The sequence below is a fragment of the Fulvivirga sp. M361 genome, from assembly GCF_007097395.1.
GTDB lineage: Bacteria > Bacteroidota > Bacteroidia > Cytophagales > Cyclobacteriaceae > Fulvivirga.
The window spans coordinates 117,730-130,792 of the sequence record NZ_VKDC01000019.1 but is presented as its reverse complement, the minus strand read 5'-3'; the positions used below and the strand labels follow the sequence as shown (position 1 = coordinate 130,792).

Here is a 13,063-nt window from a genome sequence, read left to right as displayed (position 1 = left end):
AATGCGTTAAAATAGATAAGACCTATCACCAGGCTATCTTAAAATGCTATAAGTTTAGCTGCTTGTATTTGGAGTAATTCAAGGTAGAGCTTATTGGTGATTACCCCATTTTGAAAATGATCGTCTATCAGGGCCAGTTTGGGTTTGACAGGAAGAACGTATGTGCCACAATAATTAAAGATATCTGTAAGATGACTCAGTGCCAACCCTGCGCCTTGCACACCTGATGATACACCTACCAGGGCACATTTTTTATCAGTGAATGTTCCGGGGAATTTAAGCCCGTCAATAAAAGTTTTCAATACCCCCGGAAAGGAGCCATTGTATTCGGGTACTACAAATACAAATTTTTGAGCTTCTAACATTAGCGTGCGATACGTATTGAATTGGGTGTTTTTCCCAGAATTTTCATAAAGAGCGCTGAATGCAAAATCATTCGGTAACTCGAGTAGGTCAATCAGTTGTGTGGATTGGCCCAATTCTTCGAGAAGTGATTGGTAGATCAATGCTATTTTTTTGGATATGGAATCTTTTCTATTTGTTCCACAAATGATTAAGATGTCGTTCATAAATTATTTCCTGAAAATGAGTTTCCCTTTTCCTTCCAAAGAAACATTGAGCACCTCAGGTTTTGTTTTGGTGTAGATCAAATTTCCGGTGGAAATTATACTTCCGGTCAATTCTTTATTTGCAAAGACTATTATGTCGTTTGTACCTCGCTGGAAAACATTCACGAAATCAGCTTGAAGGTCAGCTCCTTCAAAACGCCCATCACCTGCAAAAAAGCCTACGCTTAGATTATTAACAGTACCGGTTATATGGTAGTTTGAAAGATTATTATTTGTGATAGTTAATTCATCACAATTAACAGAAAGCTCAAAGTCACCCGTTTTACCTTCTGAAATTAAATGAAGATTATTAAACCCCAATATACCATCTGATTTAATTATACCCCCTCCATTCTGCCTTACCTGTATAAGGCTGGGAGTAGTGATCAGGAGCTTAGGAAAAGTCAATGGACGTACCCAGGAGCAACCGTTATTATCTGCTATTATCAGGGTATTTTCTTCTACGTTTGCCGAAATGTCATTGATCAGATTTTCTCCAATGTTAAGTTGTACTTTTTGTTCACTTCCCTGTTGAAGAATAACTTCAAATTCATTGTTGATCTCCAAAGCGGAGAATTCTTCTGTTTCCAGTAAGAATGTTTTTGTATCACCGGCTGCCTGGAGACAATCCGGTGCATCTAAGTCATTGCAGGCCGCCGCGACTAATAAAGTAAGAAAAACTACAATATATTGCTTTACCATTTGATCTTATAACCTACTGCAAACTCAGCTGCTTCTGATTTTGCTCCATGAGACTTAACGCAAAGGGAGCTAAACCATCGATCACCAAAATACCTTCTTAACCCTAACCTTAAATAGATCGGATCGAATAATTCGTAAGGATCATAAATATAATATCCAATTTGTCCGATTAACGAAAATTGGTTTACGCTTAACTCGTGACCTATCATTACCCCAATCCGATTGAAATCAGGATTTTTACCTTCCTCTAACCAATAATCATATTGCCGTGACTTTTTGATAGAAATAGAGTGGAACCATTCTATCCCGATGCCGATGCTGCTTTTATAATTCAACTGTTTATCCAGTAAACCGGAGAGTACAAAGAATGGGTAAGTTCCGGTCCCAATCCTGGATGCTTCATGTGCACCACTGGTGAAGGTCATCGTCAAACCGTACGGTTTATGAGTGAGAGGAAGGTCTTCATGCACTATGTATTCCATAGGCCCGTCATTGAATCGATAATTTAGACCTACATTTATGCTAAATACGTTAATACCGGAGTTAGGTTTTTTAATAGACCCATTGGAAAAATGGGTCATAGCCATCGCTCCTGTCAGGTTCATTTTATCATTTATAGCGTACTGGTATGCTACTTCAAACAGAATCCCAAAACTCAGGTATGTGCTGAGTACATTATTTTTGTTGTTAGTTTCACGATTATACTTCTCAGAGTTATATCCCAGCCCTAATCCTATTTTATAGCTCAGCTGGCTTCTGGCCTTTTTGTTCCTTCTTGAATAAAACTGGAAATGAGGAATTGCACCAATGGATTTTCCCAGAATTGGATTTTTATAATCCACATATACGAAGGTAATCCCCATGTCCGGGAAGTTGTAGCGTGATTCCCAGGCTTCGTCCCCCCACGTTTTTTGGTCCAACGTTACTCGTAATCCTACAGGGTGATCAGTAATAAGGTGTGAGATCTGTTCTTTATGCTTAAAGATTACACCTTGGAAATAGTCCACCCCTATAACTTTATTCCGTTTTTTACGAAACTGACCATAGCCTATCAGGGGAATGAGGCATACTACCAAAAAAACGGTTTTCCGCATTTCAAGTTTTTTAAGCGTTGCGAAATTAATAAATCAGGGCATGAACCTATAACCTAAAGGGCACGAACTGCATGAAATGGTCAATAAAGATGCGTTATCTTCTTCAAATCTTCAGGTGTGTCAATGCCGATGGAAGGAAAGTCGGTTTCTGCTACTTTGATCTGGTAACCATTTTCTAACCAGCGCAGTTGCTCCAGAGATTCTGATTTTTCCAGGGAAGATGGCAGCAGTCTGGTAATTTGATGCAAAATGTCAGCCCGATAAGCATAGATCCCAATGTGCTTATGGAAGTCCTGGTGATTTATCCAATTGGATTTTTCAGTATTCCTTACATAGGGTATGGAGGCACGGCTAAACAGCAGTGCATTTCCATTTTTAGCGAAAACTACTTTCACCACATTAGGGTCTGAGATTTCCAGTGGGTCATCTATTTTTTTAGCCAAAGTTGCCAATTGTACGGTGCCTTCCAGTAAGGAGGCAAGTAAGTCGATCTGCTTTGGGGATATAAAAGGTTCATCACCCTGAACATTGATCACGTAGTCAAAAGGATCACTTTGCTTGGATAGCGCCTCATGGCAACGGTCTGTACCGCTGGGATGCTTTGCATCAGTCATTACCACATCGCCACCGAAACGTTCTACTGCGTCCAAAATATCCTGGTGGTCAGTGGCTACTACCACTCGGTCAAGCTTAGTAGCTTGACGTGCCTGTTCGTACACGCGTTGTATCATAGACTTACCACCTATGTCTGCTAAAGCTTTGGCAGGAAAACGGGTGGAATGATAACGTGCAGGGATTATTCCGATGATCCGGGTCATTCTGATAACTTCACTTTTAACGATACACCTTCTTCCCGGATTACGACGACATTACTGCCTTTCTCGATGTATCCGCTACCTGTGAAGGCATCATAGAGTTCACCTTCAATCATCACCTTCCCACTTGGCCGTAAGATGGTATAGGCTGTACCGGTTTTACCCATTTGAGACTCTTTTCTGAAGTTAGAAGTATACCCTGACTTCTTTTCCATAGTATCCGTTAACGTGAATCGACTGAACGCACTTGTTGTAGCTAACTTTGCACCACCTATTATGAAAAGTACAATACTTCCCAACATGCCGGTCATTACCACGATCACCGCTTTGAAAATAGTGCCGAAAGGTACGAATGAAAAGTCAAAAGCATCATTATTTAGCATAACCAGTACCAGTGAACTTACCGTAAACAGGATTCCCAATACGCCGGCTACTCCAAACCCGGGAATAACAAAGACTTCAGCAGCTATTAATAAGAGACCGACAAAGAAAATGATCACTTCCCAGTTTTCTGCCAGGCCGGTGAGGTAGTAGGGTACAAAGTAAAGAATAGCGGCAATCACCGCGGCAGCAATGGGAAAGCCGACACCTGGTGTCTGTAACTCAAACCAAATACCACCAACGATTACCAGGATAAGTATACCACTTATGACCGGGTTTAAAAATATGGCAATAATCTTATCCGTAGAGGATAAATGATACGTGGTCAATTCATAATTCTCAACACCATTTCGTTCTAATATCTCTTCAATACTGTTCATCTTAGCTTCACAGAACCCATATTTTATCGCTTCCGAAGTGGAAAAGGTAATCACCTGCCCGGATTTACTGATACTATCTATTTCGATGGTCTCATCCACCATGGCCTCGGCGATTTGAGGATTACGCCCTTTTTCTTCTGCAATAGAACGCATAGTACTGCGCATATACGATTGATATTTGTCCGGTGCCGCTTCTCCATCGCCCGTTACCACTGTGGCTGCTCCAATATTGGCTCCAGGGGCCATATAAATGCTGTCACAGGCAATGGAGATCAAAGCGCCTGCTGAAGCTGCATCATTGTTAATGAATACCCAAACGGGCTTTTTGAATTCCATGATACGTTCCACAATATCTTTGGCATCTGTGACAATGCCACCATACGTGTCCATGTCTACTATAACGTAATCCGCCTCTATCTCCTCTGCATGCTTCAGGGCCAGTTCCACATATCTTGACATTCTGGGATCTATTTCAGACCGGATCTCCATTATCATTACATTATTCTGTGATAGCGCAGAAGAAGACATAGAAACCATCAGAAATAGAAAAGATAACCGCTGTAGCATATTTACTGGCTTGATACTTGTAATTTTAGCGTTCCATTGAATTAATTCATTTCTAAGATAGCGAATAAATCGAGTTGGCAAGAATACTGGAACCAATCTTTTCACACTCCTTTGAGGGTAAAATCTGGAATATAGTTTCCGAATCATCGGGACAGCATTTGTTGTTGGAAGTACGTGATCAACAGAATTTTTTTACTTCCTTTTATATTTATGATCATACTGACAGGTCTTTTAACAAAAAAGCCATTTCATTTGAAGAAAAATGGTGGATAGGCATTTCACATTTTACGCGAGACCTAATTGTTTTTCACACTTTTCCGGAGACAGATGATCCTTCTGTTAAAGAGTTTTTTGGATATAATGTAAAACAGTCTCGTATCTCATGGACTAAAAAAAGTATGGATATAGTCAGTTTTGAAATGAATTCATTCAATGCTATTACCAAAGGAGAAATGGCTGTCAGGCAATTTGACCTTGCTTCAGGCGCCCTTATGACAGGAAACCCGTCTTCCAAAACACAAGAAGATACTAATCACGTGCAGTATCCGTTCCATTACGCACAAGGTGATGATCATTTTGATACCGTCCGTGAATTTCTTGCGTCTCTTAATGTGCATCACATTGAGCGTGGAGTGGATTACTATGAAGGCCATGCTGTGGTAGTTATATCCTATTATACAGGTGGCACGAAATTAGATAATGATTTACTCGTGATTGATTTCAATAGAAGTATTTTATTGAAAGAATGTTTGGGAAGTGAATTAAGTGGAATAAGTGACAGAGCTTTCTTCATTTTCCATGACACGCTTATCTTTGTAAAAGATAATACCAATTTTTTAAGCTACCAATTACCCAGTAAATGAGATTCTTAGTTGTATTACATTTAATGATATCCGGGTTTTCCGGCTTTGCCCTGAACGTTCAGGATTCAATAGGGATAGAAGAGATAGACGGTAGAAAGTTTATCATTCATAGGGTAGAAGAAAAGGAAACACTTTACTCATTGTCCAGAAAGTATGAGATACCTATTTACAGGATCATAGAACATAACCCACCTACAGAGTTTGGTTTGGAAATTGGTAATACCATCCGGGTACCCGTGGTAGTTAAGAAAAAGGTAGCTAAAATTAATGCCCGTGTCCCCTTACCGACGCATCAATCCCCGCAGCCGCTGTTGACCCAACCTTCATCAGAAAAAAAAACTCCCTCTGAAAAAAAACATATCGTTGAAGAAAAGCAGACACTGTTTGGCATTTCAAGGATCTACAACGTATCTGTCGAACAGATCAAGGCATGGAATGATCTGCACAGTAATTCACTCGAAATAGGGCAGGAGTTGGTGATTAAAAATTTGGTATCGGTGGAAGACCCTGATGCATCACAAATGCTGTCAGATCCTGAAAAGATACACATTGTGCAAGCTTCTGAAACATTGTATTCACTATCGAAAAAGTACGATGTTTCAATTGAACAACTGAAAAAATGGAATGGTCTGGTGACAAATAGCTTGAATATTGGTCAACAATTGATGATCGCTGACCCTTCAATTGTTATTGACACTATCCCGGTGAATGATGATATTCCCGGTGACTCAACGCTCCGGGAGGTAGCTACACAAGTAGAAGAAGATAAAGGGCCTGTTACAAAGGCACTGGATGCAGCGCGTAAGTATGACGAAGAAAACCAACGTATTAACTTTGAAGAAATTGTGGAGTCCGGATTGGCTGAGGTGATAGAAGGTACGGAGAATACACGCAAGTACCTGGCGCTTCATCGAACCGCAAAAGTGGGTACTATTTTGCGTGTAAAAAATGATATGAATGATCAGGAAGTATTTGTCAGGGTCCTTGGAAAGCTCCCCAATACCGGTGCCAACCAAAATATTCTTATCAAACTATCAAAATCCGCCTATAATAGCCTTGGGGCTATTGATAACAAGTTTAGAGTGACCGTTACTTACATTCCCTGATCAATACCATTCGATTTATAGGGCATTCACCGTGGCCCGACTTTCCGGAGCTTTTGCATTCAGAGACCGTCATAATTTTTTCCGGACGATTTATTTCTTGTAGGTAGACTTACCTACCAACCCTTAAGCCTATCTGCCTATAAATTTTTACCGTAGTTCACTGATTGTCAGTGGTGTGTATATTGTCGTACTTTGAAATATGCAAAAAAAAGGATTATCATGAGAAGATTGAAAGGGTATAGTAAATTAATCATTATGCTGTTAATCAGTGTGATAGATTTTTCGTGTAACGACCTGGATGAGGTAGCGGTTATAGAAAAAATAGGAGATCTGGAGATTATTGAAGTGAAGCTTGGTAATCTAACCTTTAGCGAATTACGAGGTACGATAAGCCAGAACCTTACACTCTCAAGTGACCGAAATTGGTTGTTAGATGGAGGTATTTTTGTCAATGAAGGTGTTACATTAAGTATAGAGCCCGGTACTAAGATATATGCTGCTTTTAACGAGAAAACAGCTTTTTTATCTATTCAAAGAGGTGGTCGTCTGTTAGCAGAGGGGACCCGTTCCCAACCTATTGTTTTTACCACTATACGTAAGCTTACCAGTATTCCACAGCCTGGTGATTGGGGAGGTATTATTCTCAATGGAAGGGCTCCCATTAATGTGGCTGGCGGAGAAATTCAGGGAGAAGGTGACACTGGTTTATACGGTGGTACCGATACTGAAGATAACTCCGGAATTCTTAGGTATGTGATTGTAGAATATGCCGGTAAGCAGCTAGGCGAGGAGAACGAATTGAATAGTATCTCACTCAATGGGGTAGGCAGAAGCACGGTAATAGAATATGTAGAAGCCTTGTATGGTAAAGATGATGGCTTTGAATTTTTTGGAGGAACTGTAAATGCAAGGTACATTGTATCACTGGGTAACGGTGATGATGCTTTTGACTGGACCTATGGGTGGAGCGGTTACGGACAGTTTTGGGTGGCTCAGCAAGATCCTTTTAAAGGTGATCGGGCTATTGAAGCTGATAATAATGGTGGTGATATTAATGCTCTTCCCTTTTCAGATCCTGTCCTTTCCAACATAACACTTATAGGGGCTAAAGATGCGGATGACGAAAATATTGGCATTAAATTAAGAAATGGCACCAGAGGACATATTTATAATGCTATTGTCACTAATTTTTCTAATCACGGCATTGATGTAGATGAAGCTTCGGCAGTGTTTGTTAATGACAAAACACTTAACGTAGAGCACTCGATTGTTTTTGCTAACGCCGTGGGCGATGTCAATGCCCGGGATTTTAACAATGCAGATGCGTTTTTGAACGATCCATCCAATCTCTTCAATTCCGAACCGGTTTTGGAAGGGTTTATCGGTATAGCTGCCGGTAGTTTTGACCCTTCTACTATAGATCAATGGTTTACTCCTGTCACTTTTATTGGGGCAGTGGATCCAATGGATGATTGGACTGCATTATGGCTGGATACTTTACGATAACGATACATAAGATGAAAAATATATTTTTTAGTTTAATTATGCTGGCCGGCATGACCCGGCTCATGGCTCAGGCTTCAGATGAGGATCTCATGAAATTGAGCCTGGAAGAGTTGATGCAAATCGAGATATCTGTAGGTTCAAAAACGGTTAAGAATCCGGATCAGATACCAGGAGCGGTAATTGTTATTGATAAAGAACAGATCCGGGCCTTACAAGCCAGAACCTTACGAGATGCATTGAATGTTATGGTACCGGGAATGGATGTGGTCCCTACCTATTTCAAGTATGGCGACCCGGTGAGCGAAGGTATATATTCCAGGGGGATATTATCAGACTTTAATCAGCAAATACTAATACTGTTTAATGGAGAAAATAAATTTAATGAATCCACATTCGGTTCACCCTATACAGGGATGCAATTTACCCTGGAAAACGTTGAACGAATAGAGATAAGCACCAGTCCCGCACCACTTATGGGGGGTAGTGCTTTGACAACCATTAACGTGATAACGAAAGATGCCGGTTTAATGGGAACAGAGGTTTATCTGAATACCGGTTTCAATAGTGAAGATGGTTTGCAATCCAAGCGGTTTACCGTAAATCATGGCCAGAATATTGATGGATGGCATTTGGGGACAAGCCTTCAATATGCTGATGACAAAGGCCAATCCCATCCCGATCAGGATGTATCAGATCAGTTAGGCGATGAAGCTGAACTGAAGGATGGCATCAGAGGAGCAATAAGCTTTACAGCAAATGTAAAATCTCCCGATGAGAAAATGGAAATCGGGTCCTGGTACAAGAACGTGGAGGCGGACGCACTATTTTCAAATTTGAGCCTTTCAGAGAGCTCAGATCTTTATGGATATAAAGCTTCTACCTTTCACAATTATATCAAATACGCTCCTGTCGATGCCATTGAACTATCTGCAGGAGCATCTGTCTTTAGCAGGGTAAATACGTTCAACCTCGATGAATTCATTCCGGTGGGTGTGGACCAAAGAATAAATGTTCCATTTCGCACCTCCTTGAACAATTACAATTACTATCTAAAACTGGATTATCTCAAAGATTTCAAGTTTTTAGGTGAAAATACGTTGAACGCGGGGTTTAAAGTAGAAAGAGAAGGGCAATATGACCATAGTTTGAGTCAGCTGAACGATGCTAATATTTTCATTGATGTGACGGATCAAAGAAAACGGGATTTTAATATTGATCTTCCTGATGATGATCGCACTATCTATTCGCTATTTGGTGAAAATAACTGGAACCCAAAAGATAATTTGTCCTTACTTCTTGGTTTTAGATTGGATAACTACCAAAACTTTCAAGGTACCTCCATCACTGCATTTAATCCCAGGATGGCGCTGGCCTACTTGCCCAATGACAATTTCATTATAAAAGCACTTTATTCCAAAGCAGTAAGGCCACCTTCAAGTTACGAGATTCAAGGTAATAGTTTTCTTCCATTATTGTATGGAAATGAGAACCTGACATTTGAAGAGCTTTCTACTTATGAGATTTCAGTAAAATTCAGAAACAAAGGTTTTGAAGTAATGGTCAATCCATTTTTTGAAAAATTCAATAATCGGATTGGCTATATAGCATCGGAACTGGATGAAACGATTGCTGTTGCATCTAATAATGGTGAATTAGAAGTAAGTGGTGTAGAGCTAATAATGAAATATACCTGGAAGGAGCAGAACTATTTTTTCTTGAATGCTTCCCGGCTCCGTAGTGAGGATCAAGTTTCAGGAGAAAAGTCACTCTATATACCGGAAGCTTACATAAATGGAGGCATAAACCTGAATTGGGACGCTCTTAATGTCAATTTATCCGGTTTTTACAGAGGGGAGCGAGAGGTGGAGCCTGGCATGAATATAAATGCTGAGCGTGCGACAGATGGATATTTCATGGCTAATCTAGCAGTGTCATATACTTTGAGAGATGCCTTTGAGGTCTATATACTTACTGAGAATGTGCTGGATAATGAAGCGTTTATACCGTTAAGCAGAGATGGCCTATACGTTCCTTTGAGAAGAAGAACGATCAACCTAGGGTTAAATGTCAGGTTTTGATAGGGGGACTTTGATTCGAAAAATAGTATAACGAACCAGAATTATTCTGACGTATTGTTGAAGCGACACCATTTCTCACTACCTGGATGGCTTATGGTTAAGACACTGTGTTATTTGATATAATTAGCTCAAAACCAATGTGAAATTAGAGTCATGCGAATGGCAGAAAGCCGTTATGTGTCATGACAGTTAGTTATATGTATTGATAAATACACTCAGATGTATATCTACATTATTATTTTAAGTTTCTGGAATAAGGTTGATAAGGCGTGGTTTTGAGCTTTCTGGAAACCCAAGGTATGAAGGATCCAAGGGCTGTTATCACTTGGAACATGGTAAGTGAGGCTTTATTGTAAAATAATACATATGATTTATGGGGGGGTTGCTGATTTAACTTGTCCTAACTAATGATAACGTAACTGATTAAAGCATTAGCATGGGGAAAGGTCTTACTGAATTTGAACAACTCTCGTCTATCGAAAAAGGTGTTTTTGTAGTGGAGAACCATTTATCCAGTGGTATGATGGATATAGAGGACATTAAAAGGTTGATACCTTGTTTCATTCATCTCAATAATGTGGAAACCCTTGCTTTAGAATACATTGATCCTGATGTTTCCGAATTCTTTAGGATTACAGAAGAGAAAGTCCAAAGAGATGGTATGGCTGCCTTACAGGAAGTATGCCACCCTGGAGATCTCGAAAAAAACACTGCCGCTATACATTCCTTTTTTAGTACTGCTGGTGCCAGTAGTACGATGAGTTTTTTTGAACGACTGAGAACACGCAAACGCAATAAAAATGAATTTAACCTTCATTTTTCGGTCACCAAATTGTTCAATGAAAGACAGTGTATCGTGCTGACCTTCCCAGTCCATGATGTGCATAATATAACGGGTAAGATTTCTTCAATTCTTGACGAACATGCTTTTTTGAAGAAAAATTTCGAACGATTTGCCTCACTAACCAAGCAAGAGAAAAAAGTCCTGAAATTATTGGCGATGGGATACAATAATCCAAAGATTAGTGAAGAACTGTTTATTAGTAGAAGGACTGTGGAAAACCATAGAAAAAGGATTAATAAGAAGTTGGAGACTAAGAATTTAGCAAGTCTGATAGAATTTGCCAGGGCATTTAATCTCTATACGTCGTAGCGTACTGACAGAAGATTTTGGGTTTTACTTTGTTCTGTGACTTCCGTGTAAGTTTTTCTTTCAATATTTCCAACTTTTGCATTTCCAGTTGTGTCATTCAATATGATAAACCAATAAGTCATTGAAAATCAGTTCTCAAATCTATCCGGTCGAAGATGGACCCAACAACCTCATATGAAAAAACACTATACTGAACAAGACGCGATTGCAACAGTTGAAAAAAGCCTGTTTGTAGTAGGAAACGGTTTGGCTTCTCACATTATGGATATTGAAGATATTAAAAATCTAGTACCATGTTATTTCCATCTTAATAATTCTGCTACAGCCGCAGTGGAGTATATTGATCCGGATATTTCCAAATACTTTACAATATCCGATGAAGATGTTCAAGAGGATGGTATGGCTGCCCTACGTAAAGTATGTCATCCTGTAGACGTCTTTAAGGTTACGGACACAGTATCTTCCTGTTTTGGGACTCCCGATCAACACAAGGTGATCAGTGTTTTTGAAAGATTAAGAAAAAGAAAAGCCGGTACAGACGAATATGACTTGCACTTTACTGTTTTTAAACTTCTCAACGCAGATCAATGTTTAGGACTCACCATCCCCGTTAGCAATATTCATAATACCGCAGATAAGATTTCTGATATTTTGGATGAACACGCTTTCTTTAAAAAGAATTTTGAGCAATTTGCTTTACTTACTAAAAGAGAGAAAAACATCTTGAAATTATTGGGAGAGGGATACAACAATCCTCAGATCAGCGAAAAACTGCACATTAGCAGGAGAACGGTAGAAAATCATAGGAAGAGCGTCAATAGAAAACTCAACATAAAAAACTTTCACGATATCATAAAATACACGAAGACCTTCAACCTTATTTGAAGCAAGAAGTGTTTAAATCTTGTTTTGTCATATGAGTCATTTTTTGTATCTGTTTGAAAGCCACGGCTATGATCCAAATTTTTCCTAAGTCCTTTCCACTTTTACATTTTAACCTATGTTTTAAAAAGAGTTTTCTTGATTCAGTTAGCAATGTAGGTGCACCTAAACCATGAAAATGAAAAAGATTTATACAGAACAAGACGCACTTTCATCCGTCGGAAAAAGCCTTTTTGTTGTTGAGAATGCACTATCACAAAATAAAATGAAATTGCAGGATATTAAGGAAATGATCCCCTGTTTCCTTCATCTAAATAATGCCAAAACGATTGCTTTAGAGTACATTGACCCTGAAGTCTCGAAGTTCTTTCCTGTTAGCGAAGAAAAGGTGTTGAAGAACGGTATGAGTGCTTTGCAGGGAATGTGTCACCCCGGTGATCTGGAGAAAAATATTGCAGCCATCTTATCATTTCTGAGTAATGCAGATCCGAGTAATGTGATGAGTTTTTTCGAAAGACTAAGAACCAGAAACGTTGGCAAAAACGAATTTGACCTTCATTTTACGGTGACCAAGCTCTTTGGTGAAAAACAGTGCATCGCATTAACCTTTCCAGTTAATAATATTAATAATATTGCTGATAAAATTTCCACAGTCCTGGACGAACATGAATTTCTGAAAAAGAACTTTGAACGTTTTGCCTCACTTACAAAACAGGAGAAAAGGATCTTAAGATTATTGGCCAGGGGGCATAATAACCCTGAGATCAGTGAAGAATTATTTATAAGCAGGAGAACTGTGGAAAATCATAGAAAAAACATTAATAGAAAACTCGGCCTTAAAAACTTCGCCCACCTTATACAATTTACAAACGCTTTTAACCTGGTTTAATGTACGTGTGAATTTTGTAGAGTTTTACAAAAGTTGCCA

12 protein-coding genes are annotated in these 13,063 nt (G+C 39.3%); 7 read left to right on the top strand and 5 right to left on the bottom strand.

Going from position 1 to position 13,063, the window contains the following annotated elements; genetic code table 11:
* Positions 1–38: 38 nt before the first annotated feature.
* From FNH22_RS19800 to FNH22_RS19780, 5 genes are all read right to left on the bottom strand, one after another.
* A complete protein-coding gene (locus FNH22_RS19800; protein WP_143400173.1) occupies positions 39–569 on the bottom strand; it encodes an NADPH-dependent FMN reductase in 531 nt (176 codons plus the stop codon).
* Positions 570–572: 3 nt separating this feature from the next.
* The gene (locus FNH22_RS19795) at positions 573–1,310 is read right to left on the bottom strand and encodes a head GIN domain-containing protein (RefSeq protein WP_143400172.1); all 738 of its coding nucleotides are present in this window, start codon (positions 1,308–1,310) and stop codon (positions 573–575) included.
* A complete protein-coding gene (locus tag FNH22_RS19790) occupies positions 1,304–2,404 on the bottom strand; it encodes an acyloxyacyl hydrolase (protein WP_143400171.1) in 1,101 nt (366 codons plus the stop codon). Before FNH22_RS19790 ends, FNH22_RS19795 begins: the two co-directional genes overlap by 7 nt.
* 80 nt (positions 2,405–2,484) lie before the next feature.
* Complete coding sequence (gene kdsB, locus FNH22_RS19785) at positions 2,485–3,222, bottom strand: 3-deoxy-manno-octulosonate cytidylyltransferase (RefSeq protein ID WP_143400170.1); 738 nt, start codon at positions 3,220–3,222, stop codon at positions 2,485–2,487.
* The gene (locus FNH22_RS19780; RefSeq protein ID WP_143400169.1) at positions 3,219–4,547 is read right to left on the bottom strand and encodes a nodulation protein NfeD; all 1,329 of its coding nucleotides are present in this window, start codon (positions 4,545–4,547) and stop codon (positions 3,219–3,221) included. Before FNH22_RS19780 ends, kdsB begins: the two co-directional genes overlap by 4 nt.
* 74 nt (positions 4,548–4,621) lie before the next feature.
* Between FNH22_RS19780 and FNH22_RS19775 the strand changes: the two genes are divergently transcribed.
* The 7 genes from FNH22_RS19775 (at position 4,622) to FNH22_RS19745 (ending at position 13,024) form a co-directional block, all read left to right on the top strand.
* Positions 4,622–5,410, top strand: coding sequence for a DUF4905 domain-containing protein (locus FNH22_RS19775; RefSeq protein ID WP_185154321.1), 789 nt, complete (start codon positions 4,622–4,624; stop codon positions 5,408–5,410).
* On the top strand, positions 5,407–6,516 hold the full coding sequence (locus FNH22_RS19770; protein WP_143400167.1) for a LysM peptidoglycan-binding domain-containing protein: 1,110 nt from the start codon (positions 5,407–5,409) through the stop codon (positions 6,514–6,516). Before FNH22_RS19775 ends, FNH22_RS19770 begins: the two co-directional genes overlap by 4 nt.
* Positions 6,517–6,735: 219 nt before the next feature.
* Positions 6,736–8,022, top strand: coding sequence for a hypothetical protein (locus FNH22_RS19765; RefSeq protein ID WP_143400166.1), 1,287 nt, complete (start codon positions 6,736–6,738; stop codon positions 8,020–8,022).
* Between the two features lie 11 nt (positions 8,023–8,033).
* The gene (locus FNH22_RS19760; protein ID WP_185154320.1) at positions 8,034–10,100 is read left to right on the top strand and encodes a TonB-dependent siderophore receptor; all 2,067 of its coding nucleotides are present in this window, start codon (positions 8,034–8,036) and stop codon (positions 10,098–10,100) included.
* 436 nt (positions 10,101–10,536) lie between these two features.
* Positions 10,537–11,253, top strand: a complete 717-nt coding sequence (locus FNH22_RS19755) for a response regulator transcription factor (RefSeq protein ID WP_143400164.1) — start codon at positions 10,537–10,539, stop codon at positions 11,251–11,253.
* Between the two features lie 174 nt (positions 11,254–11,427).
* Positions 11,428–12,138, top strand: a complete 711-nt coding sequence (locus FNH22_RS19750) for a helix-turn-helix transcriptional regulator (protein ID WP_143400163.1) — start codon at positions 11,428–11,430, stop codon at positions 12,136–12,138.
* A 175-nt stretch (positions 12,139–12,313) separates the two neighbouring features.
* The gene (locus FNH22_RS19745) at positions 12,314–13,024 is read left to right on the top strand and encodes a response regulator transcription factor (RefSeq protein WP_185154319.1); all 711 of its coding nucleotides are present in this window, start codon (positions 12,314–12,316) and stop codon (positions 13,022–13,024) included.
* Positions 13,025–13,063: the final 39 nt, after the last annotated feature.

Excerpts from the sequence above, each read along its gene's own strand:
- FNH22_RS19755 (WP_143400164.1), top strand. The coding sequence starts at position 10,537 with ATGGGGAAAGGTCTTACTGAATTTGAACAACTCTCGTCTATCGAAAAA.
- FNH22_RS19795 (WP_143400172.1), bottom strand. The coding sequence starts at position 1,310 with ATGGTAAAGCAATATATTGTAGTTTTTCTTACTTTATTAGTCGCGGCG.
- FNH22_RS19760 (WP_185154320.1), top strand. The coding sequence starts at position 8,034 with ATGAAAAATATATTTTTTAGTTTAATTATGCTGGCCGGCATGACCCGG.
- FNH22_RS19765 (WP_143400166.1), top strand. The coding sequence starts at position 6,736 with ATGAGAAGATTGAAAGGGTATAGTAAATTAATCATTATGCTGTTAATC.
- FNH22_RS19770 (WP_143400167.1), top strand. The coding sequence starts at position 5,407 with ATGAGATTCTTAGTTGTATTACATTTAATGATATCCGGGTTTTCCGGC.
- FNH22_RS19750 (WP_143400163.1), top strand. The coding sequence starts at position 11,428 with ATGAAAAAACACTATACTGAACAAGACGCGATTGCAACAGTTGAAAAA.
- FNH22_RS19800 (WP_143400173.1), bottom strand. The coding sequence starts at position 569 with ATGAACGACATCTTAATCATTTGTGGAACAAATAGAAAAGATTCCATA.
- FNH22_RS19790 (WP_143400171.1), bottom strand. The coding sequence starts at position 2,404 with ATGCGGAAAACCGTTTTTTTGGTAGTATGCCTCATTCCCCTGATAGGC.
- FNH22_RS19745 (WP_185154319.1), top strand. The coding sequence starts at position 12,314 with ATGAAAAAGATTTATACAGAACAAGACGCACTTTCATCCGTCGGAAAA.
- kdsB (WP_143400170.1), bottom strand. The coding sequence starts at position 3,222 with ATGACCCGGATCATCGGAATAATCCCTGCACGTTATCATTCCACCCGT.
- FNH22_RS19780 (WP_143400169.1), bottom strand. The coding sequence starts at position 4,547 with ATGCTACAGCGGTTATCTTTTCTATTTCTGATGGTTTCTATGTCTTCT.